The sequence below is a fragment of the Dorea sp. MB18-49 genome (assembly GCF_023669465.1).
Taxonomy (GTDB): Bacteria; Bacillota; Clostridia; order Lachnospirales; family Lachnospiraceae; genus Dorea_A; species Dorea_A longicatena.
The window spans coordinates 15,421-39,591 of the sequence record NZ_JAMOYX010000014.1 but is presented as its reverse complement, the minus strand read 5'-3'; the positions used below and the strand labels follow the sequence as shown (position 1 = coordinate 39,591).

19 protein-coding genes, 1 other RNA gene and 1 pseudogene are annotated in these 24,171 nt (G+C 42.4%); 3 read left to right on the top strand and 18 right to left on the bottom strand.

The annotated features are described in order from the left end of the window. Positions 1-25: 25 nt before the first annotated feature. A pseudogene (locus NCY30_RS06225) lies at positions 26-1,279 on the bottom strand (MFS transporter). 336 nt (positions 1,280-1,615) lie between these two features. Here NCY30_RS06225 and NCY30_RS06220 point away from each other — a divergent pair. Then, positions 1,616-2,689: an AraC family transcriptional regulator gene (locus tag NCY30_RS06220; protein WP_161159018.1), complete on the top strand. Its 1,074-nt coding sequence runs from the start codon at positions 1,616-1,618 to the stop codon at positions 2,687-2,689. Between the two features lie 42 nt (positions 2,690-2,731). Here NCY30_RS06220 and trxB read toward each other — a convergent pair whose 3' ends face one another. From trxB to NCY30_RS06180, 8 genes are all read right to left on the bottom strand, one after another. Next, positions 2,732-3,673, bottom strand: a complete 942-nt coding sequence (gene trxB / locus NCY30_RS06215; protein ID WP_250818557.1) for a thioredoxin-disulfide reductase — start codon at positions 3,671-3,673, stop codon at positions 2,732-2,734. A 403-nt stretch (positions 3,674-4,076) separates the two neighbouring features. Beyond that, positions 4,077-5,831: a 1-deoxy-D-xylulose-5-phosphate synthase gene (locus tag NCY30_RS06210; RefSeq protein WP_250818556.1), complete on the bottom strand. Its 1,755-nt coding sequence runs from the start codon at positions 5,829-5,831 to the stop codon at positions 4,077-4,079. Then, complete coding sequence (locus NCY30_RS06205; RefSeq protein WP_161170180.1) at positions 5,822-6,214, bottom strand: MerR family transcriptional regulator; 393 nt, start codon at positions 6,212-6,214, stop codon at positions 5,822-5,824. Before NCY30_RS06205 ends, NCY30_RS06210 begins: the two co-directional genes overlap by 10 nt. Positions 6,215-6,465: 251 nt before the next feature. After that, positions 6,466-7,635: an aminotransferase class I/II-fold pyridoxal phosphate-dependent enzyme gene (locus NCY30_RS06200; RefSeq protein ID WP_250818566.1), complete on the bottom strand. Its 1,170-nt coding sequence runs from the start codon at positions 7,633-7,635 to the stop codon at positions 6,466-6,468. After that, on the bottom strand, positions 7,635-8,126 hold the full coding sequence (locus tag NCY30_RS06195) for an Lrp/AsnC family transcriptional regulator (protein WP_006428740.1): 492 nt from the start codon (positions 8,124-8,126) through the stop codon (positions 7,635-7,637). Before NCY30_RS06195 ends, NCY30_RS06200 begins: the two co-directional genes overlap by 1 nt. Next, positions 8,080-9,096: an AIR synthase-related protein gene (locus tag NCY30_RS06190; RefSeq protein WP_055194214.1), complete on the bottom strand. Its 1,017-nt coding sequence runs from the start codon at positions 9,094-9,096 to the stop codon at positions 8,080-8,082. The genes NCY30_RS06195 and NCY30_RS06190 overlap by 47 nt, the downstream gene beginning before the upstream one ends. Before the next feature lie 276 nt (positions 9,097-9,372). Beyond that, on the bottom strand, positions 9,373-9,999 hold the full coding sequence (nth, locus tag NCY30_RS06185; RefSeq protein WP_006428742.1) for an endonuclease III: 627 nt from the start codon (positions 9,997-9,999) through the stop codon (positions 9,373-9,375). Between the two features lie 26 nt (positions 10,000-10,025). Further along, positions 10,026-11,813: a B12-binding domain-containing radical SAM protein gene (locus tag NCY30_RS06180; protein WP_055194216.1), complete on the bottom strand. Its 1,788-nt coding sequence runs from the start codon at positions 11,811-11,813 to the stop codon at positions 10,026-10,028. 145 nt (positions 11,814-11,958) lie between these two features. On the opposite strand from NCY30_RS06180, the gene ffs reads away from it, so the two are divergent. Beyond that, positions 11,959-12,221: signal recognition particle sRNA large type (gene ffs / locus NCY30_RS06175), an RNA gene on the top strand. A gap of 136 nt (positions 12,222-12,357) precedes the next feature. On the opposite strand, the gene NCY30_RS06170 is transcribed toward ffs, so the two are convergent. The 9 genes from NCY30_RS06170 to NCY30_RS06130 all read right to left on the bottom strand — a co-directional run bounded on the left by NCY30_RS06170 (position 12,358) and on the right by NCY30_RS06130 (position 22,846). Further along, on the bottom strand, positions 12,358-13,653 hold the full coding sequence (locus tag NCY30_RS06170; protein ID WP_161170179.1) for an SLC13 family permease: 1,296 nt from the start codon (positions 13,651-13,653) through the stop codon (positions 12,358-12,360). A gap of 13 nt (positions 13,654-13,666) precedes the next feature. Then, the gene (locus tag NCY30_RS06165; RefSeq protein ID WP_070099255.1) at positions 13,667-14,590 is read right to left on the bottom strand and encodes an alpha/beta hydrolase; all 924 of its coding nucleotides are present in this window, start codon (positions 14,588-14,590) and stop codon (positions 13,667-13,669) included. Positions 14,591-14,789: 199 nt separating this feature from the next. After that, a complete protein-coding gene (locus NCY30_RS06160) occupies positions 14,790-15,629 on the bottom strand; it encodes a helix-turn-helix domain-containing protein (protein WP_006428746.1) in 840 nt (279 codons plus the stop codon). 15 nt (positions 15,630-15,644) lie between these two features. Continuing rightward, entirely contained in the window at positions 15,645-16,148 is a 504-nt protein-coding gene (tadA, locus tag NCY30_RS06155; RefSeq protein ID WP_022416467.1) for a tRNA adenosine(34) deaminase TadA, read from the bottom strand. 28 nt (positions 16,149-16,176) lie between these two features. Next, complete coding sequence (locus NCY30_RS06150) at positions 16,177-17,046, bottom strand: hypothetical protein (RefSeq protein ID WP_173819183.1); 870 nt, start codon at positions 17,044-17,046, stop codon at positions 16,177-16,179. A 55-nt stretch (positions 17,047-17,101) separates the two neighbouring features. Beyond that, positions 17,102-18,550, bottom strand: a complete 1,449-nt coding sequence (locus NCY30_RS06145) for a deoxyguanosinetriphosphate triphosphohydrolase (RefSeq protein WP_055303251.1) — start codon at positions 18,548-18,550, stop codon at positions 17,102-17,104. A gap of 156 nt (positions 18,551-18,706) precedes the next feature. Next, positions 18,707-20,275, bottom strand: coding sequence for a helix-turn-helix domain-containing protein (locus NCY30_RS06140; protein ID WP_250818555.1), 1,569 nt, complete (start codon positions 20,273-20,275; stop codon positions 18,707-18,709). 169 nt (positions 20,276-20,444) lie between these two features. Further along, complete coding sequence (locus NCY30_RS06135; RefSeq protein WP_081019597.1) at positions 20,445-22,205, bottom strand: glycoside hydrolase family 2 protein; 1,761 nt, start codon at positions 22,203-22,205, stop codon at positions 20,445-20,447. Positions 22,206-22,216: 11 nt separating this feature from the next. Further along, positions 22,217-22,846, bottom strand: coding sequence for a 4'-phosphopantetheinyl transferase family protein (locus NCY30_RS06130; RefSeq protein WP_006428753.1), 630 nt, complete (start codon positions 22,844-22,846; stop codon positions 22,217-22,219). A 239-nt stretch (positions 22,847-23,085) separates the two neighbouring features. Here NCY30_RS06130 and aroF point away from each other — a divergent pair, with 239 nt between their 5' ends. After that, on the top strand, positions 23,086-24,099 hold the full coding sequence (gene aroF, locus NCY30_RS06125; RefSeq protein ID WP_250818554.1) for a 3-deoxy-7-phosphoheptulonate synthase: 1,014 nt from the start codon (positions 23,086-23,088) through the stop codon (positions 24,097-24,099). The last annotated feature ends 72 nt before the right edge of the window (positions 24,100-24,171 follow it).

The window sequence follows — 24,171 nt, the reverse complement described above, 5'->3', positions numbered from 1 at the left end:
TCTTGTTTCATATGTTCTGGTTCTATTATTTATTCTGAACTTTCCTGCGTTCTTCCAGTTCTTTCTGAATCTGTGGAAATTCCTTATCCAGATGGTAAAACGACATCGTGATGATCGAGCAAATGATCAGGAGCGCCGGAATGTAGATATACATCATCTTGATCGCCGTCAGTGCATTTGCTGTCTGATGAACGGCATCTGCGTCATAAGCTCCCCAGCTCAGTAACAGACCCGAGATTCCTCCGGCTGCTGCCTGTGCTACTTTTCCAAGGAAATCGTTGATTGCCGACAACGTTCCGGTTGCCTGAATACCAGTCTTCCACTCTCCGTAATCCACCGGATCTGCCTGCATGGAGAAGTAGATACTCTCCTTACATCCGTATCCCGCTGCAGATATCACTGCCCCCGCCAGGATGACCGATGTATTCACAGTTCCGATAAAGATCACGGCCAGACCTGCAAGCTGTAATCCTGCGGATACGCTGTAAAGGTTACGTTTTCCGAGACATTTTGCCAGAAATGGAACGGTTAAATTTGCCACCAGCGGTACCATTGTCATAACCGTAGCTACCATCGTTGCCATTTTTGCACTTTCCACGTAATATTTATAGTAATAAACAAGTGCAGACGACTGAATGAAATAACCTGTCCACATGAACAGAATGTTAAGTGCAAATAACTTCCACGGTGTATTATGTGCCGCAGACTGAATCGTCTCTTTTCAGGTCGCTGACTTTTCCGTCTGACTTAAGTTATTCTCACGAACCAGTGCGAATGTAAGCAAGAAACATACACATCCCGCAACTCCGAAGATTCCCATAACCACCCGGAATCCGACTGCTTCGTTCCCGTTTCCGACTATTTTTACCAGATACAATGCGGTTGCAGATACAATCGTGGAACCCATAAATGCGAAGAATTTTCTCCATGTCGCAAGTACGGTTCTCTCATTCATATCATCCGTCAAAGTTGGCAATATGGACGCCAGCGGAATATTTACCACTGTATACATGAATGACAGGAAGATGTATGTAACATATGCATACACCAGTTTCCCATCCGGTGAAATGTCCGGCACACTGAATGCCAGTAATGCTGCCACTGCAAACGGCACAGCTCCAAAGAGAAACCATGGTCTGCTCTTTCCCCAGCGGGTTCTGGTCTTATCGATTGCGAATCCAACCAGTACATCAGTAACAGCATCAATAATCCTGCAGACGATAAACATAACAGCGATCGATGCTGCATTGAGTTTCATAACGTCTGTGTAAAAATACAGTAACTACAGAGAAATCATCTGCCATATTAAGTTACAAGCAAAATCTCCAAGTCCATAGCCAAATCTCTGTCTGTACAAAAATGACTTTGTATTACCCATCTCTTATCCCTTTCTTATGATTTATCGCGCGCTTTCTTAACTTCAAGAGGATTATAACGCAGAAATACCTTTATGAATATTGGATATTTTGACACGTTAATTGACTTTTTTTGACATATATGTGATGATAAGGTTAAAAATGAGTGGATATTGACTATTTTTTACAACATACTGAATTAACAACTTCTTACAAATACTTTTTAACATTTACATCATAATATGCTGAGGTACTATATTATGGCTGATTTAGGGAAAACATTAAATGAATTATTTGAGCTGAATGAAGATGAGAAATTTTATAAAGATTATTTTGAAGTTTCTGCTTCTTCCGGTCAGTTGAAGAAATTTCTGGATAAGGTAGATCTGGATGATGCCATCCGCCGCCATCTGATTATCCCGGAACTGCTGCCGGATATCATTTCTTATGAAATGAATGATGATGAATACTTTAAAGACAATGACCGGAATGTATTCATCAGCAAACATAATCGGTACACGCCTCCGTTTTTACACAAGCACGACTTTTTTGAGATTATCTTTGTATTTACCGGACATTGCTCGCAGACTATCTCCACGACCAGAAAAGATTTTACCGAAGGGGATCTGATCTTTATTGCCCCAGGTGTGTATCATACGATGGAAGTCTTTGACGATAATTCCATCGTATTCAACATCCTTCTGCGAAAATCCACATTTTCACAGATGTTTATTCCGCTGATGAAGGGGAACAATCTGTTAAATGAATTCTTCTCGGAAGGATTGTATCATTCCCAGCAGATCGACTACGTTATCTTCCACTCCGGCGGTGAGCATCTGATCGATTCGCAGAAAGAGATGCTAAATGTATATCATGAACACCTCTTTCACGATGCATTTTCCGATCAGGTTCTGGTCGGCATGCTTACTCAGCTCAGCGCAAAGATGATGCGCCATTACCGGAATACGGTAGAATCTTCTTACCGTGACAAGAATGAACACCAACCGGAAAATTTTAAGGTTATGCACTATATGCAGAGTCATCTGGAAGATGTCACTCTGCAGGACATCGCGGATCATTTCGGCTTCTCACTATCGTATTGTTCCAGACTGATCAAGTCCACGACTGGACAGTCTTTTAATAACTGGAGGCGGCTTCTCCGGATACAGAAAGCAGAACGGCTTCTGGTGAATACGCAGAAGTCCGTTGCGGATATCAGTGAGATTCTTGGATATGAGAATCCAGAGACATTTATCCGGGCGTTCAAGAAAGAGCTGCATATTACTCCGGCGAAATACCGGAGCCGGGAGATTACTCCAAAGACAAACTCATAAAAAATATCCGGCAGAAAATATCATCATTTCTGCCGGATGTTCCTAATACTCTGATATACTTCTCTCCACCTGCACTGCCGCGATCGCACCATCTGCTACCGCAGTCACTACCTGGCGCAGGCTCTTGACTCTTACATCTCCGGCCGCATACACGCCCGGTACGTTGGTATGCATATCCTCATCCGTCTTAATGTATCCCTTGTCATCCGTCTCTACTTTATCTGCAAACACACCGGTATTCGGGATCATACCGATGAATCCAAACAGTCCGAACAGTCCGTCTTTCGGATCAGCTTCTATCTTCGTAAACTCCCCGGTCTTTATATTCTTCACGGTCATCGTCTGAAGCAGTCCGTCGCCGCCCACTTCTTCGACTACCGAATCCCACAGAAATGTGATCTTCGGATTGGCAAATGCTTTCTCCTGAATAGACTTTGCTGCACGCAGCTCGTCTCTTCTGTGAATGATCGTAACTTTTCTGGCAAATTTTGTAAGATACAGCGCTTCTTCCACCGCTGCATCCCCGCCGCCCGCTACATAGACTTCCAGGTCAGTAAAGAAGTTCGCATCACAGGTTGCACAGTAAGAGATTCCACGTCCCTTGTACTCCTGCTCGCCTTTGCATCCGATTGGTCTTGCATATGCACCGGTTGCAATGATGATATTTTTCGCCTGATAGGTATCTTTTTCGCCTGTCAGGACTTTGATATCTCCGCTCAGTTCTGCATTTGTGATCGTATCACGGACATGTTCTGCGCCGAACTGTTCTGTCTGTTCGTACATTCTGCGTACAAGAGAAACTCCCGTCTCTCCTTCTACGATCTGTCCCGGATAGTTTTCTATTTCGTCTGTGTTGATAATCTGGCCGCCGGCCTGTCCTTTTTCGATGATCAGGGTATCCAGTCTGCTTCTGCCTGCATATAATCCTGCGCTTAATCCCGCCGGACCGGCGCCAAGGATGATTACGTCATATATGTGATCCATGTGTATCCTCTCTTTCTTTTCGTATGTATTTTTAAAATTATTGATCGTATGATTCTATCTTATTTTACATGATTTTAGCTGTTGGCATACCAACAAATTACAATTAAAAATTCCCTTTTTATTTTTATATTACTTGCTAAAGATATATTTCTATGATATTATAATTATACAAAAAACAACCGCTCAAAGTGGTTGGCCATATTGAGTAATAGAAATCCACCCAGTCCTGCCAAGACTTTTTAGAGGGTGGGTTTTCTATTTCCTACTGACATATCAAATATATAAAAGTCAAAATTTTTATTGTTCATTTACACCACCTCCTATCTATGTATCTTAGGAGGCCTTCCACCCATATTGCGGTTGTTTGTAGTAGTATATCATATACGTTTTATTTATTCAATTATTAAATAAACTTCATTATATCTTCCACAATCTGCTCTTTCGTCAGATGATTCTCTTTCAGAACTTCTGCCACATCATAACGATCGAGGAACTCTTTCTTCAGTCCGAAGTTCAGAACCTTCATGTCCGAATCTCCGTAGAATCTTGCGATCTTCTCACCGAATCCGCCATCCAGAATACCATCTTCCAGAGTGATCAAAACATCATGCTCTTTCTTAAGCTCTTCCAGAAGTTCTGCATCAATACCTGTAATATAATATGGATTGATCACAGTTGCATCTGTTCCGGTTACTTTCTTAAGCTCTTCGGCAACTTCTTTACCAAGTCCGTAGAATGTTCCAAGTCCAATCACTGCAACCTTAGAACCTTTCTGAGTTACTTCGTATTTGTTCAGATCACCGAAGTCTTTTGTAATCTCTTTTCCGTCTGAGATCACGCTGCCGCCCGGAAGCTTGATTGCTACCGGATACTCATTCTGTTCGATACTCCAGTCGAGCATTGCCAGGTATTCTTCCTTCGTTGTCGGAGCAAGGTATACCAGATTCGGGATATTTGCCATCATCGGGATGTCACATAATCCAAGATGTGTCACATCGTTCATTCCGTATACCGAACCACAGAATGTTACAATAGTTGCCGGGCTGTTGTTGATGCAGAGATCCTGTGCGATCTGATCATAAGTTCTCTGTACAAATGTACTGTATACACCATAAACCGGTTTTCCGCCATTTGCAGCGATTCCAGAAGCAAGTGCTACGGCTGTCTCTTCTGCGATACCGACATCTACGAACTGTTTTCCTGCTTCTTTTCTCTTATCTTCTGTGAATCCCATAACGGTCGGGGTTCCGGATGTGATTGCTACTACTGCAGGATCTTTTTTCATCTTGTCCAGAAGATAATTCAGGGAAATGTCTGAGTAGTCTTCTTCTGTCATTTCGTATAACGGTTCACCTGTCTCGATCTTGAACGGACCGCTGAAGTGCCAGTTCTCTTTGTTCTGCTCTGCCGGTGCATAACCTTTTCCCTTTAAGGTATTGATATGGACAACAACTGGTTTCTTGCTGTCTTTGACACTCTGGAATGCTTCGATCAGCTCTCCGACGTCATTTCCGTGATCCACGTAAATGTAATCTAATCCCATAGCTTTGAACAGGTTGCATTCTGCCTGTCCGTTTGTCTCACGGAGTAATTTTAAGTTGCCATATAATCCGCCGTGATTTTCTGCGATGGACATATCATTGTCATTTACAATGATGATCAGATTTCCGTCTAATTCTACTGCATAGTCCAGTCCTTCCAGTGCTTCACCGCCGCTTAAGGAACCGTCACCGATCACTGCGATCACATTTCCTTCTTCCCCTTTCAGGTCTCTTGCTTTTGCAAGTCCACACGCAAGGCTGACGGATGTAGATGTATGACCTACAGTGAAATGATCGTGTACACTTTCATTTGGATTGCTGTAGCCGGACACATCATCGTAATGTTCTTCATAGAGATATGCATCCTTTCTTCCTGTCAGCATCTTGTGCGGATAGGTCTGGTGTGATACGTCATATACAATCTTGTCTTTTGGTGACTCGAATACATAATGCAGTGCGATCGTTGCCTCTACCATACCGAAGTTTGGTCCGAAGTGTCCGCCGTGGATACTGGCTCTCTTTAACAGTGCTTCTCTCATCTCACCTGCCATTACGGTCATCTCGTCTACGGTTAATTTCTTTACGTCTTCTGGTCCGTTAATCTTTTCTATATACATGAACTATTCTCCTCCCAGTTTAATACTCCTGTCTTTACTGCTTCTTCATATTTGGAAATTTTGTGATTCAACCGGTTGATCGCTGACTCTATCCGCGCTTTCTGCTCTTCTAACTTCTCTCTTTCTTCCGAAAGAAGCTGAAGTCTTGCTTCAAATGTCTCGTCGCCCTCCTGATATAATTTTACATACTCGATCAGTGCCTCCACGGGAAGTCCTGCTTTTCTCATACAGATCACAAGCTCCACCCATCCAAGGTCTGATTCCTGATAGTCTCTGATTCCGCCTGCCGTACGTGTTACTTCCGGTATCATGCCGATGCGTTCATAATAACGCAGGGTATCAGCGGAAATGTCATATGTTTCACTTACTTCTTTTATCGTCAATCCAGGCACCACCTTTCCGTTCATTACTATAGCACTTGGAGTTCGCTCCAAGTCAAGATTTTTTCCAAAAATGTAAGAGTAAATTCCGGATTATACAATTCATCCTGTATTTTCTGATATCTGCAGAAGCTGCATAGCAATAACAAAAGCCGTCAGGGAATATAATTCTAATTCATACATTAACATTCCCTGACGGCTTTTCTATTTCTATTATTTCTTTTAAATTCTCTTCAAATCAGCTTCCGTCAACCTTACTTCTGGCTTCTCAGTCTCTCAACAAACCGACTGAGTCTTCCGATCGCTTCTTTCAGATCTTCCAGTGAGTACGCATACGATATACGCAGGAAACCTTCCCCGCTCTCACCAAACGCACTTCCCGGTACGACCGCAACCTTTTCCTCTTCTAGGAACCGCATTGCGAATTCTTCAGAAGTCATACCAAATTCTTTGATACTTGGAAAGATATAGAACGCACCAAACGGCTCGAAGCATTCTAACTTCATCTTTGCAAATTCATTGACCAGATATCTTCGTCTCTGGTTGTATGCATTTCTCATCTGCTGTACTTCATCTTCGCAGTGGCGTAAGCCCTCGATGGCTGCATACTGGCTGTTGGTCGGCGCACACATGATTGCAAACTGATGGATCTTCAGCATCTGTTCTATGATCACAGATGGTCCGCAGATATAGCCAAGTCTCCATCCTGTCATGGCAAATCCTTTGGAGAATCCGTTGATCACCAGTGTTCTTTCCTTCATTCCCGGAAGGGATGAAATGGACACATGCTCTGTCTTATATGTAAGTTCGGAGTAAATCTCATCCGAAAGTACATACAGATCATGTCTCTTCACAACTTCGGCGATCGGCTCCAGATCTTCTTTTGTCATGATCGATCCGGTCGGGTTATTTGGGAACGGCATTACCAGCATCTTTGTCTTTGGTGTGATCGCTGCTTCCAGTTCTTCTGCTGTCAGCTTGAATTCATTTTTCTGCTGAAGCGGAATCACAACCGGGTTACCGTCTGCCAGAATCGTACAAGGCACATAAGACACATAACTTGGCTGCGGGATCAGGACTTCATCTCCCAGATCCAGCATTGCACGCAGTGCCACATCGATTCCTTCACTTCCTCCGACCGTCACCATGATCTCATGATCCGGGTCATATTCTACATGGATCTTACGTTCCAGATATTTACTGATCTCAATCTTCAGATCCTTAAGACCTGCATTCGATGTATAGAAAGTCTTGCCCTGTTCCAGGGTGTAGATACCTTCCTCTCTGATTCTCCATGGTGTGTCAAAATCAGGTTCTCCTACACCAAGGGATATTGCGTCCGGCATCTCACTTACCAGGTCAAAGAATTTACGGATTCCAGATGGTTCGATGCCTGTGATTTTCTTAGATAATGGATTCCTCATCATGGTGTTATAAGCATCCTTTCTGGTTTTTTCTGTCCGAACATGATTGTTCCGTGGTCTTTATATTTCTTTAATACGAACTGTGTACTGGTTCCTGTGACATCTTCGATCGGTGATAATTTACTTGATACGAACTTTGACACTTCCTGTAATGTCTTGCCTTCAATCAGCACCATCATGTCAAAATCACCGGAGATCAGATATACAGCCGATACTTCCGGATAATTACAGATCCGTTCTGCGGTCTTGTCAAATCCTGTGTCACGCTGTGGTGTTACTTTTACTTCGATCAGTGCATTGACGTACTCGGTTCCTGTCTTATCCCAGTCGATCAGTGTATGATACCCACAGATGATCTTTGCTCTTTCCATGGCTGAAATCTCATTTGCTACGGTTACTTCATCGGTTCCAAGAAGAACTGCCAGTTCTCCGAGGTCTACCCTGCTATGCTTCTCCAGATACAGGAGTATCTGCTTTCTTAATTCTTCCATCATTCATACCTCCGCTATAAAGCTTCAAGATCTCATCCGGAGCCGGACGGTCGATATAACGCATCTCTTCTCCATTTCTTAAGATCTTATCGTTATTGTCTGTTGTATGTCCGATTACTGCTGCTGTAATCCCCTGATTGTTCAGCGCATCTGCCAGTACTTCCCCATTGTCAGTCACAGCCAGAAAACTTCCTGTGGATATCATCTGATACGGATTCAGTCGGAAATGTTCGCATACCTCGATCGTTTCCTGTAAAATGCTGATCTTCTTCATATCAAGATCCAGTCCCTGATTAAGTTCCAGTGCAAGATTCCACAGTGCTGCCAAGATTCCGCCATCTGCGACCTGACGTACGACAAATGCGCCCCCGGCTTTTGCGGCTTCGATTTCTTTTGGAGCAAATATCTGCTGTCCGTATGACTTTATCTGCTTCATGAAAACCGGCGCAAAACGAGTCTTAAGTTCCTGTTCTTTTTCTTCTGTGATCCTGAGCATGCCATCCATTCCCGCATGACCCACGAACACGATGTCCCTGCAGGCTCGTGCGGTTTCCCGGTTCCAGGCTTCTTCCTTCGGTGCCTTTGCAATTCCCGTAACAGTCACTGCGATCACCTGAACCGCCGGATTGGCGGATGCCTGTACCGCAACAAGGTTTATGTTATATTTTTTACATGCTTTTTTCAGAAGTTTTTCAATCTTGTGGATTCTGGATTTGAACACATATTCCGGATAGGCAATCTGTACACTGACGCTTGCAGATGTTTCGTGCGTATCCTGCATATCCTCGTTCTTTATATCTGTGTCTGTTTCCTCGTCTTCTGTTATATCCGGGCAGACAGAAAACACTGTACCCTGCGCTGCCAGTGCATTTGCAGTCTGTGCAAGTGCGTGTACACCGATCTGCGGTGATAATCCGTAGACGGTAACTGTTTCACTTATAAGCTGTTCTGTCTGTGTCTCTAACTTCATGCTTGTTACGTTCCCCTTTTATCTTTTATTCTCTTCATTCCCAGCATTCCGTACATTCTTACTATGTCTGCACGATGGCAGCACACTTTTCTTTATATAAGATGCTTATACAAGATACGGAATGATCATCGTTGCCACCATGGCAATGATAACAATAAGTACAACAATTGATACAATTCTTCTTGTTCTTTTATTGTTAAAATTCATTCTTCTACCTTCTTTAATTCTATTCCCGTTACCGATTATCAGTTTTTACGTAAACAGTAACGTATTTCTCTACATTTTATACTCTTTACAATATTTTTGCAAGAAACAATCCTCACATTTCGGACTCCTTGCACTGCAGATCGTACGTCCGAATGTAATGATATGAATATTCCAGAGAATCCAGTGATCCTCCGGCAGTTCCTTCATCAAATCCTGTTCGATCTTGTCCGGATCCTGATTCTTCGTAAGTCCGAGCCGATTGGATATGCGCTTTACATGTGTATCCACGACCACACTCGGCACGTGATAGATATTTCCGCGGATCACATTGGCTGTCTTTCTGCCTACTCCCGCCAGACTTAAAAGGTCTTCAAGTTCTGATGGGACTTCTCCGTTATATTTATCCCGGATGTCTTTCATACAGGCTATGATATTCTTCGCTTTATTATGATAGAATCCCGTTGGTTTGATATCCTGTTCTAATTCTTTCAGGTCTGCGTCCGCAAATGCTTCGACAGACGGGTACTTCCGGAACAGATCTTTTGTTACAATATTGACTCTTGCATCGGTACACTGCGCACTTAACATCGTAGCGATCAGAAGCTGCCACGGAGTTTCATAATTCAGATAACAGATAAATTCTGTTCCGTATTTTTCATCCAGAAGTTCCAGGATCTCTCCCGTTCTTTTTTTCATAATTCTATTTCCTTTTATATTAATACTTATTTTATTCTCACTTTATCAATTTCCACTTTACAGACCCTGGCTTCCTGATTCAGCGGGTTTCTGTTCTGATAATCGAACAGGATATAGGTATCTGCCAATTTAAAATATTCTAAATGCGTCATTTTACGCATCTGATTTCTGTCGTATTTTCCATAATCCGGAAGGTACATATGTGTCTCTTCTTCTTTTTCATAAAATGCTCTCGCCACATTCTTTTCCACCAGATAATCCCCGGCGAATTCCGGACGGCTCTTCGCATTTTCACGAAGATAATAATCATATGTGAGCACTTCCCGGAACAGATCTTCTTTTTCTTTATGATGAAGCCGTATATAATTCAGCAGTATCTCATATCTGGCACTCCGCTTGTGTTGAACGGCGTTATAACCATTGTCTTCGTAATAAGATGCAAGCCGGTCATACATGGTGAATGCAGAATCGTATTCCTTTTCCAGTTCTTCCATCGTATTCGTAAACTGACGGCTGTTATAGTAGACCTCCACCATCTCCTCAATCCCTTTCAGGCGCAGCACATCTTCATAGGAAATCCATTTTGTATACAGTACTTCATACGGTGGGTGCGCTTTATGGACAATGCCGTACTCTTCCTGATGCTCCTGCATAAAGGATCCCTTAAGCACTTTCAGAAATCCCAGCTGGAGCTGCTCCGGTTTTAATGCATAGACATCATCAAAGGAATGTGCGAAGCTTTCCACATCTTCGTACGGAAGGCCGGCGATCAGATCCAGATGTTCGTGCACATTTCCCTTATTCTGAATTCTTCTCACGATTTTAGATACTTTTTCAAAGTCCATAACTCTGTGGATCTCTTTGATCGTCTTCGGATTTGTTGACTGTACACCGATCTCAAGCTGTACCAGTCCCGGGCGCATCTGTTCCAGAAGTTCCAGTTCTTCTTCATTCAGAATATCTGCGGCAATCTCAAAGTGGAAGTTCGTAATGCCATTATCATGCTCCATGATATATTTCCAGATAGCAATGCTGTGGTCGTGTTTGCAGTTGAATGTACGGTCAACAAATTTCACCTGCGGTACTTTGTGGTCAAGGAAAAACTGCAGCTCCTTCTTCACCAGTTCTATATCCCTGAAACGCAGACGCTTGTCCACCGATGACAGACAATAGCTGCAGGAGAACGGGCATCCTCTGCTTGTCTCGTAGTAAATGATCTTGTGTTCAAAATCTTCCATATGATCGTAGACAAATGGGACTTCGCTCAGATCCATGATCGGACGCCACGGATTGTCGATAATTTTCTCTTTTTCTTCCCGGAAAGTGATTCCGTCCACACCCTTTAACTGGTTATCCACACTCTCCGATTTCTTCCAGGAATTATCCACATTTTTATCCTGATATCCACATACATTTTCTCTTTTTTCGAATTCATTTCGGTATATCCGGCAGATTTCTTTGAAAGTTTTCTCTCCTTCGCCTTTCATCACTCCTTTGACACATGGAAGCCGTCTTAATACTTCTTTTGCATCATAGGAAACCTCCGGCCCGCCAAGCCAGATTGGCATATCCGGACGCAGCTTTCCGATTTCCAGCACAATTTCTTCTATATAGTCCAAATTCCAGATATAGCAGGAAAGGCAGAGAATATCCGGTTGTCTCTTATAGATGTCCATCAGGATATCGTCCTTTTGCTGGTTGATCGTATATTCTCCGATCTCCACCGCCGGATCCTCGGCATAGGCTTTCAGGCTGTAGACCGCCAGATTGGAATGTATATATTTTGCATTGACTGCTGCCAGTAATATCTTCATTATTCTTTCCTCCAGATCAGAATTTTTCCCTTCAGGCATACACCTGATCAGATAAATTCTCATATATCTAGGTATTATAAATTGGTATCGCCTTTTTTACAACATTTCCATTGACTTTTTGCCCGGAACACGTTAAAATGTTGAGCTGTGCAGCCGGGGTGTTAGCGGTACCTTGCACCTGCAATCCGCTATAGCAGGGGTGATATTGCGCAGAGGGCTTGTTTTTGCAGAGCTGCCCTTGGAAAGTGACGTTGATGTTTGGGTCTTACGCGACGGGACTCCATGAACCGTGTCAGGTCAGGAATGAAGCAGCACTAAGTGGAACCTCTCGGGTGCCGTAAGGGTGCCTGGGCTGAGTTAACTACCAAGGTAACGTCTGTGAAGGCTCGTTCGAAGCGCAATGCACATAAATAATAATATAGTATTCATCTTATCCACTGTGATTTTTCGCATGTGGGTATTTTTTATATACAGAACCTGCCATGGCCGGTTTTCTATAAAAATAGAGACAGAAGAATTTCCAAAATTCCTCTGTCTCCGTTTTTTATACTATGCCAAATATTAACGCCAGCAATATCACAATTGCATTTGTTACTGTCTGTACCGGAACTGCCTTCTTACAGAAGTGCTGTACATCTGTCTCTGTCAATGCACATCCAAGATAAGTTGATGAGTTTGTCGGTGTTGAACTCGTTGCCAGTGACAGGTTACATACGAACGGTGCAATGATCGTCACTGCTGGAATTCCAAATCCTGCCCCGATAGAGATGAACACCGGATACATTGCATTAAAGATCTGGAATGGAATAAAGTAAATGATAATCACACATAACAGCAGTAAGATGATATGTATATATTCCAGCATGAACTTCGGACAGATCTTAATCAGTCCGTCTGAGATAGCTCCTACCATTCCCGTATTATTGAATACTGCCTGATATACAGAGATTGCAAGCAGCATTACGATAATGTTCAGATACATCGGTCCGACTTTACCAAATATCTCACCAAAATTCTTTGGATAGTTGATCATTGCCGTTACGACCGTTGCTGCCATAAATACCAGATATGGAGGCAGACTGAATACACCAAGACCGACCATGAATACAATGAATAAGATAAAATTAATCCAGAAAAGCTTTGGCCGTCTGTATGGATTCTCTTCTACTTCTTTTGTCTCCTCTTCTACATTTTCTACAACTACGCCAAATGTTCCCACACGTTTCTTATGCTTGATCCCAAAGTATACCCACTGCAGAACGATGGCCGGGATAAAACATAATGCCCATGGAACCGATGCCTTTGACAGTTCATTGGCAGATAATCCTGCAGAAGATGACGTATATGCCATTCCAATCCCCCACGGAATGAAGCACATCGCAGACATTGCAGTCTGTGCTATGATAAATGCTGCCTCACGGTCAAAATCATATTTCTTATAAAGTGGTACCAGGATCGGGAATGTGATCAGGTACGCCGGTGTAAAGTTTCCTGTCAGAATTGCAAATGCTGCAATTACGGATGTCAGGATCATAATTACGATGACATTCATCTTATCGCCAAGCTTGTTCGTCACTGCTGATACGATAGTATCAAATACTCCTGCTTCTGTAAGCATCTGAAAATACAGAAATGCAAACAATAACATGAATCCCGCAGATTTCATGATCGAACTGAACTGCTCCAGTACAAAGTCACTTGTCTCCTGTAAGCTAAAGCCCAAAAGTAACGAGCAAATGATCGGTACAATAAATAATACAAAGTTAAATGGTACTTTCTTCGTGACAACCGTTGCCACAACGATCAATACCAGAATAATGGCCATTACAGTAGCATTCATAGTCTGCACCTCCTTAATTCATGTGTGCTTTCAGGAATTTTTCCACAATATCCATATTCTTCTCTGTCCAGAATGCCGGATCTCCGTGTTTTGCATTCTCTACCAGATAGAATTCTACTTCTTTGTCTTCTTCTCTTAATTTCTTATACAGGCGGATACTCTGCTCCGGTGCTACCAGATCATCGGCAAGTCCGTGCATCATCAGGACCGGTGGTATCTCTGTCTCTTTTTTTACATAATTCATACAGGTAACTGCATTGGAAAGTTCCGGATATTCATATACATTCTTCTTACCGATCAGCATTCCTTCCGGACTGTCCGGTTCTCCCTGGTTCAATGTAGTTGGGAAATCTTCTTTTATCTGTACGCATGTAACTCCGTAGAAATCTACGATTGCATTTACCTTGCAGGAATATTCTCCATATACATCTGTGTCCATCAGCTCCTGATCTGCCGTAACCCCCGCAATAAACGCTGTATTGCCGCCGCTTGAATCTCCCATTATAAAGACCTGGGACGGATCAATACGATATTCCTCTGCATGTTTTCTTAAGAAACGTACACCTGTCTTTGCATCTTCTACAGGAGCAGGAAATGTAGCAAGATCGCTTTCTCTGTATTGAAGAATCGCTGTCACAAATCCACGTCTTGCAAGATCTGCCATTGCTCCAAGCCGTTTATAGTTGTCCTGTTTTCTCCATGCCGATCCCTGAACATACAAAATTGCCGGATATATCTTTGGTGCTTTGGCATTCGTCTCTGGTACGATCATCTGGAGCGTACGCTCAATCCCGTCTCTGTTTACATAGCATACATCATGCTTATATATACCATATCTCTCCGTTCCGTCTGCTGTGAGTTTCTGAACCTCTTCCATCCCCTCAATCTGTGTCCGGAAATCTTCAAAACTCATATTTTTGATTTCTTCACTTGTCATTATCCGTTTCCTCCTGACCCGTTTTTCTATATTGTTAATTTTATAACTGGATACAGGTATCAGGTCAAGTGTACTCTTATTAATACATTTTATAATTTTCAGTCTTTTTAATCATTTTCTATTAATTTTTTCTATTCTTTTCTTTCTAATTTCACCTCTTCAATGGCATTTTACCTCACTAAAGTGCAAAAACCTGAGATTAGCTCTCAGGTTTCAGTAATATATATATTTTCAAATAATTCCAATCATTTCCTTCTTCATCATGTGTGATCTTAATCCTTACACAGTAAGCATCTCCCGGTATCTTTGCATCTTGTTGAAACTTTCGGTATATCTTTCGGATTTTCTTCTGCAGCACTCCTTCCGATGCATACGGTCCGGTAATTTTCAGATACAGGACAAATGCTCTTCCGCCTTTTATCCTGGTATATCCTTTTTGCCTGCTCCAGACATTTTCATTTTTTTCGATATCTTCTATATACTCTGCCCGTACTGCCTGTCCCCAGGAGAACTGGTTTTCCGTTCCATTCAGACTTTCTCTGCTTATCTTAAGTACCGATTTGCTTTCCGGTGCATAATCCATGAAATTAATCCCGTCCGATTCAAGTTGTGCATTTTTGCCATATTCCAGGTTATTCGTCTGAAATCTGATCCAGAAATCCGGCATTTCTTCTATATACCAGTTTCCCTGTTTCTTTTCTATCTCTTCCGTCTCTGCAAGATAATCCGTCACACGTTTTTTTAATTCCTGCAATTCTGACAGTGAAGCATCTATTTCCTCTAATCTTTTTTTCAACAGATTATCTATCGCTTCTGAATCTGCTTCCTTTATCAGATTCCCGACCTCTTTCAATGCGAACCCAAGATTCTTATACTTCATACATTCGTAAATATCCGTACATGCCCTTATATCGTAAGACCTGTAATTCGAATGTTCTCTTCTCGTAGAACTCAGAAGACCAATCTTCTCATAATATTTTATTGTATGTACAGACACACCTGTAAACTTTGCAAGCATTCCTACTGTCTTTTCATTCATATGATCACCTGTCTTTTATATTTCCCCGGTCTGTTCTTTTTCCAGCTGCTTTTTCTTCTTCCTTGCTTCTCTCAATTCTTTAAAAAATGATTTCATCATCTGACTGCATTCTTCTTCCATCACTCCTGTCGTCAATTCTACCTGATGATTAAATTCAGGCATATCCAGAAGATTTAAGATAGAGCCTGCACAGCCGGCTTTCGGATTCATACATCCGACTACTACCCGTGTCATCCGGGACTGTACGATCGCACCGGAACACATCTGGCATGGTTCCAGAGTTACATACATCGTACAATCCTCCAGTCTCCAGTCATTCATCTTCTTGCTTGCTTTTTTGATCGCGATCAGTTCTGCATGCGCCAGGGTATTATTATCAATTGTTCTGCGGTTATATCCTCTCCCAATGATCTTATCCTGATATACGATCACACATCCGATCGGCACCTCACCGATCGCATATGCTTTCTTTGCCTGTTTGATTGCTTCTTTCATATATTTTTCATCTGTGCTTTGCATATTCATTCTCCGTCTATTTTCCTGTTTTCTATCTCTTCTGTGGTTCTACACAGTCATGTGATCCTCTTATATCCCTACACCAGTATCCGAACTTCTCTCTGTCATTCTTCTCTTCATCTGTAAGCTTAAGATCCAGCTCTTCTGCAGGAATGAATTCCGGAAATCCAAAGCTTTCTGCGGCTTTTTCTTCCTGCGGATGATACACTCCCGGTACTCCTAATTTTAACCGGTCATCACGGACTGTCAATATCAGATGGTGATAATTATAATACCCGTGGATCAAAAAACTATTATTTGCATGTCTCCATTCACACCTCGGAAGACACACCATATCTTTACGCTGGATCTTGCGGACTTTCCCCCCCAGGCAGGCCTCTTTTTCCAAATCATCTTCAAGTTTCCCACTCTCTGATTCTTCATCCTGCAAGGTTTCCTTCTTACATTCCGGTTCTTCGTCCTGCGCTAATCCCTTCTTACATTCAGTTTCTTCACCCTGCACGGAATCTTCTTCCATCTTCCACATTTCCATCCTGCAGACGTTTACTACATCGTCATTCCAGACTGCCGCATACCAGTGTCCATTTACGTCCTTTAATATAATTCCGTTGACAAAATCATAATTTTCTTTCTTACCGACATCCTCCGGTGTATAGCATAGCTGCCAGTTCACCGCCGGGCCAGGAACCTCTGTCACTCCCTGCGGGATTCCAATACATTTATCTTCTGTATTCCAGAACAGATACACCCTAAGTCCCTGCGCATTTTCTTCCATCCGGAATCCTTTTCCGTGCACATGGATCACGCACTGATCCACATCCTGTTCTACTTTTACGAAGCCTACATTCCGCATCTTTTTCTCTTGTTCGTATTCATACAGATATCGAATAAACCGTCTCAAAATATCCTCTCCTGTTTCCGGCTATTTATCACAATCTATTCTGAAATATTTTCTTTTATGCCATAATCGCATTCAATTCCTGATACAGCCTCTTCGCATAGCTGTCTGTCATACCACAGATATAATCCGTAACCAGCAGAAGTCTCAGATAAAGACGATAAACTTCTGATTTTTCTTCTGCATGATAACGATATGCTTTTTTATAATTATTGGAAATAAATGAAATCAGTCTTTCTTCTATTGAGTTCAGTTTCTGCGTTGGATCATCATATTTTATTGCTGCACCGACAAACCTGTCCAGCAGATTATCCAGCATCACCGCCTCTTTCACTTCCATACGATAGATCGTCTCTGTTTTAAATACACATTTGCACGCTATCTCTCCAAGCAGTTTTACCAATCCTTCAGCCAAAGTACCTGCAAACAGATCTTTTTTATACGTGCCTTCCATAATCTCTTCATAATGAGAAGTAAATCCGGAAGTTGCGCAGCCAATCAAAAATCCCTGTGCTTTTACGATCCAGTTCTTCACTGCATAATCACCGGGATCATCTACCCCGTTCTTCTTTGCACGGTCGTATAATTCTACCAGTTTATCTGCCGGACAGAACCAGTTCTGATCTTTCTCTTCTGGGTCTGCATACTTTTTCTCCCTGTTCTGTAGTTTTCTGAGTTCATCTCTGAGACTATGATATGTAAGAAATCTTTTTACAAATGCATCTTCAATATCTGCGGTCTTATATGCAATATCATCTGCTGCCTCAAGTATAAAGGTAAGTGGATGTCTGTGATTTCCCGCACCCGTCTCTGATACAATATCCTCGAACAGTTCCCGGTCTGCATAATAATAGCCCATCTTCTTCTCTCTGATATCTCCTGATTCCGGATGGATCTTTGTAGATGCTACCGGATATTTTATAATTGTATTCAAAAGCGCATACGTCAGATTCATTCCATTTTCATCTACCAGAAAATGTAATTTGCTGACCAGCCTAAGTGCCTGTGCATTTCCTTCAAAATGATAAAAATCCTCCCTCATCTGAGGTTCGAGCAGCTCCTCAAGTGACGTTCCATGATATGTCAGAAGCGGAAGATTTCTTTCAAACCATTCCCTGATTGCCGCTTCTCCATAATGACCAAACGGTGGATTGCCGATATCATGAATCAGTCCTGCACACTGAAGAATATTGCAGATATCCTCTTTCATCTGTACAGTGAAACTGGAATCTTTCTTGTGTACCAATATGCTTTCTCCTATATTCTGACCCAGAGATTTTGCCAGCGAAGAGACTTCCATGGAATGGGTCAGTCTCGTACGGATAAAATCACTTTTATCCAGTGGAAATACCTGTGTCTTATCCTGAAGTCTCCTAAATGACGCACTGCCGATGATTCTGTGATAATCTTTTTCGAATTCACTTCTAAGGTCTGCATCACCATATTTTTGACTCTTGTATCTGTTCTGTCTTTGACGTTTTGTTGATAAAAGCCTTGTCCATTCCATTTTCTGCTCCTCCTTCATATTTTAATCTACAAAATTTGCCACCGGAAGTTCCTGTAGGCGGCAGCTTCTCTTGCATCCCCTTGTACAAAAAGTGTCCAGCCGGAGATCCGGCTGAACACCTTATTCATAACATTTTCTTTCTATGTTCATTCAACACTAATCCAGATAGATCGGCGGCTCATAATCTTTTCCGAGAAGTGCCTTTTTACGTTCCTGATATCCAAGGAATGCCCACTCCGTCATATCTGTCCACTGATGTTTTCCTCTGTCATATACCTGTACATAGCCGATTCTCTTCGGATGCATTCTTACGCTGTTTGATTCATATTCATGTCCTGTGTAAGGATTAAGTTCACCTTTACTGAGATCCTCTTCATCGGATGTGAATAAGTCTTCTTCATTTTCCTGCGCATACCGGCTCTGATATCCGTTATTCTCATAACCGGAGGTCTCATCAGCTGCTGCATATGTTTCCTCCTGTTCCGGTTCCTCCGGCATAAATTCTTCTGCAAGTTTCTCTGACTCACCGTCTCCCGAATAATCAAACTCATGATACTGGATTTCCGGCTTTTCTTCTTTTGCCGGTTCTTCATGCGCTGATTCTTCTTCATGCTTTTTACGTATTCCGAAGAGCGCTCTCCATCCATGCGCTTTCTTCTCCGGTTCAACTTTCTTCGGCTCCGGTTTTTCCGGTTCCTCTGGCTCTTCTACTTCCGGTTCTGACTCATGAGCTGGCTCCTCTGTATATTTCGGTTCCGACTCATAAGCCGGCTCCTCTGTATATTCCAGCTCACTTTCATAGGCTGGTTCTTCTGCATATTCCGGCTCTGCTTCATACACTGGTTCTTCTGCATACTCTGGCTCTGCTTCATACGCCGATTCTTCTGCGTATTCTGGCTCTGCTTCATACACCGGTTCTTCTGCATATTCTGGCTCTGCTTCATACACCGATTCTTCTGCGTATTCTGGCTCTGCTTCATACACCGGTTCTTCTGCATATTCTGGCTCTGCTTCATACACTGGTTCTTCTGCATATTCCGATTCTGACTCATACACTGGTTCTTCTGCATATTCCGATTCTGACTCATACACCGGCTCGTCTTCATATACAGGTTTCTCAGCATACTCCTCTACACTCGCTGCAGGTTCTTCTTCACTTACAGTCACCGACTCTTCTGCTTCCGGTGTCACAGCTTCCGAACTTCCGGTTTCTTCCACCGGCTCCTGTATCTCTTCTTCCTGCTCTTCTATTTCTGTGGCAGGTTCTGCTGTCGCTTCTTTCTCTCTTACAAAATCAAATATTGTTTCCTGAACATATTCCGGATCTGGCTCTACAACCTTTTTAGACTTCTTCTTTTTCTTCTTTTCTATTGCATCTAATTCTTTATGAATATCTACAAGCTCACCTATCGTAATATCTCTTTCTTCTGCTTTGGCAGGTGTTTTCTTCTTTTCAGGCTCTGTAATTTTCTGGGCCTTTGAAGGCTTCTCTTCATGCTCCTCATGTTCTTCTAATATATCCAGATAAAACGGACAATCAAGAATCTTTGCGATCATTCGCATATCCTGCTCCTGGAAATTATCTCTGCCAAGACGCTGGGTCAGATTCTGACGCGACATCTTCTTTCCTGTCTGTTTTTCTATCTTCTCTGCAAGTTCTTTGATCGTCATCCCTTTACGGCTCAGAATGATCTTGACCTGTTCTCCAAACGTTAATTCCAACATTCTTTTCCTCCTTATTATTCTTACTCTCCCATACTCTCCTCGTGTGCTTTTTTATGGTTTTGTAAACATTTTTCTATCTTGATAAATCTTTATTTTTCCCTTTTATATTCTAACAAATCACAGAAAACACGTCAACTCTGCTTACGTTACATTTCCCCGAAAATAAAGGCTAAAAATGAAGTTTTTCATTCAGTTTTTTAACGGTCTTTTCATCCATTTTGACTATTTTTCTATCATAAGAAATGATTCCATTTACCTCTTCTTCTATATCCGATAATTGTGTGTAAACAGTTGCACTTAATCCACGGCTGATATTCGGAATAATGAGCTTTTTTATCAATTTCTCATAGCCCGCCGTAAGTTCTCTTTTTCTCTTGAACTTTTTATAACCGTAGACCTTTTTCTCGTACATACTATGCTTCGGAATCTGCAGCGAATACCCGCCAAACTCAGTAAGTGCCGTTACCCTCTTTTCCGGTGTTACATGCAAGGGGAAGAAATAATCATGGATGCTTCGTATATCCCCGCACCCCTGATCAAACCAGCCACTCGCAGAATCTGTCAGCCTGTAAGGATCTTCTGCCCTTACTATATCTGTCATCTTCTTCGTCTGAAACTGTCCCCATCCTTCATTAAAAATAACCCATGTAACAATGGATGGATGATTATAAAGCAATCGAACCGTCTCCTTCATCTCTTTTTCAAACTGTCTCTGCCCGGCCGGATCCTGACGTCCCATCAGATGAATCCTGGTATCTTTTGCCCGGATATGCATTCCCTCCATGGCTGTCGCCATATACGTTACATACCAGCTCTTATAATCCCGTCCTCCGTTCACCATATCCTGCCAGACCAGCATACCGATACGGTCGCAGTGATAATACCATCTCTGCGGTTCTATCTTAATATGCTTGCGGATCATATTGAACCCCAGGTCCTTCATCTTCTGGATATCATAGATCATCGCTTCATCACACGGCGGTGTGTATAGACCATCCGGCCAATATCCCTGATCCAGTACTCCCTTTTCAAAATACGGCTCATTGTTCAAAAATATCCTCGGTATTCCCTCTTTGTCATTTTTAACTTCTACCTTACGCATGGCAAAGTAACTTTCTACCGAATCCTCTCCCATCCTCACATGAAGATCATACAGAAATGGATCTTCCGGACTCCAGCTTCTCATATGTGGTATCATGATCACACACGGCTTTCCCGTCTTTCCGGATGCTTTCACCGGCCACATCTTTCTTGCCGTTATCGTAACTTCGTAATCAATATCTTTTATGCCATGTTCTTCTTCCATCTGGATCATTATAGAAGACTGGTCATAAAGAGGTGTGATCTTAAGATGTCCGATATAACACTCTGGAACTTTTTCAATCCATACGGTCTGCCAGATTCCACTCTGTGCCGTATAGAACATCCCTCCGTTTTTAAGTTTCTGTTTTCCTCTGCTATAATAACAAGTCTCCGAATAATCTCTTACTTTTACGGTCAACAGATTCTTTTCTTCTTTTAATGCTTCCGTAATATCATATGAAAATGGAAGATAGCCTCCCACATGCTTTCCCTGTTTCTTTCCATTTATATATACGACCGCACACTGATCTACCGCTCCAAAATGAAGGATCCATCTGCTTCCCTTCTCCGGCTTTACTTCATCCGGAAGCCTTCTCTTATACCATAGATATTCTTCTGGTTTTAACTGTCTGTTTACCCCCGACAATACAGCTTCCGGCGAAAACGGAACCAGGATATCCCCATCCATTTTCTTTGGAAATCCTTTTGTTTCTCTTATTGCATATTTCCATATTCCGTTCAGATTTACATAGCTTTTTCTGCGCATGAGCGGTCTTGGGTACTCCCCTAGTACATTCTTTTCATTTATATTGTCTGCCCATTTTGTCATTAACTGTTTCATGTTCATACACCCCTTTATTAAGCAAGTCTGACTTCGTGTAATCTCCCCTCGATCTCATTATCTGTCGTAATTACCGCGACCCTTGCGTCCCCCTGCTCCAGTTCGTACTCCCTGCACAGATATTTCTCTGGATATTCCTCAGGCTGCTTTTTCAGATATGGTATGCCGTCCTGTCCCCAGGCAAATTCATATGTGCGCATGTCCAGGCCCATTCCTCTTCTGGTTGCTTTCATAAAGCTTTCTTTTAATACCCAGAAGCGGTAAAACCACTCCGCCTGTTCTTTTTCATCCTTCCCATTGCGGATGATCTCACATTCTTCCCGGCAAAAATACCGTTCTGCCACCGGCATCCGCAGCTTTCCCTTCATCTCCACATCACAGCCTGTCTGAACATCTTCACGGTCACTACAGGCACACAATACATATTTTCCCGAATGTGACAGATTGAAAACTGCCGATTCCGGAAGTCTCAGAGCCTTCTTCATCTTTTCCCACAATATCCAGGCACCGACACTCCTTGCTTTGTCATCCACATTTTTAAGTTTATCCGCTTTATCTTTTCTCCACTCAGGCACTTTATCATAATATGCCTGATACGTCTCTTCTATTAGTAATGGTGTAATATCTGCTGCCCAAACACTTACCATTTTCCCACTCCTTTTTTACTATACAATTTTAGTCTAACACACTTTTTTAAAAATGAAAGAATTTATCGAATAAAAGTGTTGACAATCAAATCCCTTTGCGTTAATATATCATTAGTTTTACACTTTAAGTAATTAAAGTTTTGCAGTGCGAATATTTTACAGTGCGACTATGCTAGACTCACACGGGAAAAGAAATATCACACAGGCACAATTATCATACATGTTGGAGGATATTTATTATGATTATCGTATTAAAACCACGCACTACAAAAGATGATGTTTCTCGTGTCGAGAACATGGTCAAAAAGAGAGGACTTAACACACACGTTGTACAGGGCGAAGAGATGACAGTTATCGGTTGTATCGGTGACACAGCCAAAGTCGATTCCAAATTATTCGAAATTGATTCTGCAGTCGATAAAGTTATGCATGTACAGGAGCCATACAAATTAGCCAACCGTGCATTCCATCCGGAAGATTCCATCATCGATGTATCCGGTGTAAAAGTTGGCGGCGACAACCTGGCAATGATCGCCGGTCCTTGTTCCGTAGAATCTTACGAACAGGTACTTGAAATCGCCCAGGCTGCAAAAGTTTCCGGAGCCAACTTACTCCGCGGAGGTGCATTCAAGCCAAGAACAAGTCCTTATTCATTCCAGGGGCTCGGACTGGAAGGACTCGACATCTTAACAGCTGTAAAAGAAGCAACAGGACTTCCGATCGTAACCGAACTGATGTCAGACAAATACCTCGATATCTTTAACGAGAAAGTAGATCTTATCCAGATCGGTGCACGTAACATGCAGAACTTCGATCTGTTAAAAGAATTAGGACAACTTGACCGTCCAATCCTTTTAAAGAGAGGTCTGAACGCAACTTACGAAGAATGGATCATGTCAGCAGAATACATCATGGCATCCGGTAATGAAAATGTCATCCTCTGCGAACGCGGAATCCGTACTTTCGAAAGCTATACAAGAAATACTCTGGATCTTCAGAGTATCCCGGTACTTCGTAAACTGACACATCTTCCGATCATCGTTGACCCAAGTCATGCGGGCGGCAAATGGTGGTTAGTAGATTCTATGGCAATGGCCGCTGTAGCAGCAGGAGCCGACGGACTGATTATAGAAGTACACAATGATCCGGAATCCGCACTCTGCGACGGAGCTCAGTCATTAAAACCTAAGAAATACGACGAATTGATCAAAAAGGTTTCACAGATTGCAGGTGTTGTCGGCAAGACGATCTAATGCAGATAACCTGCCACTGGCAGTTCCTTACGAACGCATGGCGGTTCAGACAAAAACCTTACAGGAGTATAT

Bases quoted from the DNA above. Each gene is read 5' to 3' on its own strand.
- NCY30_RS06140 (WP_250818555.1), bottom strand. From the start codon at position 20,275: ATGTTGGAATTAACGTTTGGAGAACAGGTCAAGATCATTCTGAGCCGT.
- NCY30_RS06190 (WP_055194214.1), bottom strand. From the start codon at position 9,096: ATGAAGTTAGAGACACAGACAGAACAGCTTATAAGTGAAACAGTTACC.
- NCY30_RS06210 (WP_250818556.1), bottom strand. From the start codon at position 5,831: ATGTATATAGAAAAGATTAACGGACCAGAAGACGTAAAGAAATTAACC.
- NCY30_RS06160 (WP_006428746.1), bottom strand. From the start codon at position 15,629: ATGAATGAAAAGACAGTAGGAATGCTTGCAAAGTTTACAGGTGTGTCT.
- NCY30_RS06180 (WP_055194216.1), bottom strand. From the start codon at position 11,813: ATGAAGATATTACTGGCAGCAGTCAATGCAAAATATATACATTCCAAT.
- NCY30_RS06135 (WP_081019597.1), bottom strand. From the start codon at position 22,205: ATGAACATGAAACAGTTAATGACAAAATGGGCAGACAATATAAATGAA.
- NCY30_RS06195 (WP_006428740.1), bottom strand. From the start codon at position 8,126: ATGGAAGAATTAAGAAAGCAGATACTCCTGTATCTGGAGAAGCATAGC.
- aroF (WP_250818554.1), top strand. From the start codon at position 23,086: ATGATTATCGTATTAAAACCACGCACTACAAAAGATGATGTTTCTCGT.
- NCY30_RS06145 (WP_055303251.1), bottom strand. From the start codon at position 18,550: ATGGAATGGACAAGGCTTTTATCAACAAAACGTCAAAGACAGAACAGA.
- tadA (WP_022416467.1), bottom strand. From the start codon at position 16,148: ATGCAAAGCACAGATGAAAAATATATGAAAGAAGCAATCAAACAGGCA.
- NCY30_RS06130 (WP_006428753.1), bottom strand. From the start codon at position 22,846: ATGGTAAGTGTTTGGGCAGCAGATATTACACCATTACTAATAGAAGAG.
- NCY30_RS06220 (WP_161159018.1), top strand. From the start codon at position 1,616: ATGGCTGATTTAGGGAAAACATTAAATGAATTATTTGAGCTGAATGAA.
- nth (WP_006428742.1), bottom strand. From the start codon at position 9,999: ATGAAAAAAAGAACGGGAGAGATCCTGGAACTTCTGGATGAAAAATAC.
- NCY30_RS06200 (WP_250818566.1), bottom strand. From the start codon at position 7,635: ATGAGGAATCCATTATCTAAGAAAATCACAGGCATCGAACCATCTGGA.
- NCY30_RS06170 (WP_161170179.1), bottom strand. From the start codon at position 13,653: ATGAATGCTACTGTAATGGCCATTATTCTGGTATTGATCGTTGTGGCA.
- NCY30_RS06165 (WP_070099255.1), bottom strand. From the start codon at position 14,590: ATGACAAGTGAAGAAATCAAAAATATGAGTTTTGAAGATTTCCGGACA.
- trxB (WP_250818557.1), bottom strand. From the start codon at position 3,673: ATGGATCACATATATGACGTAATCATCCTTGGCGCCGGTCCGGCGGGA.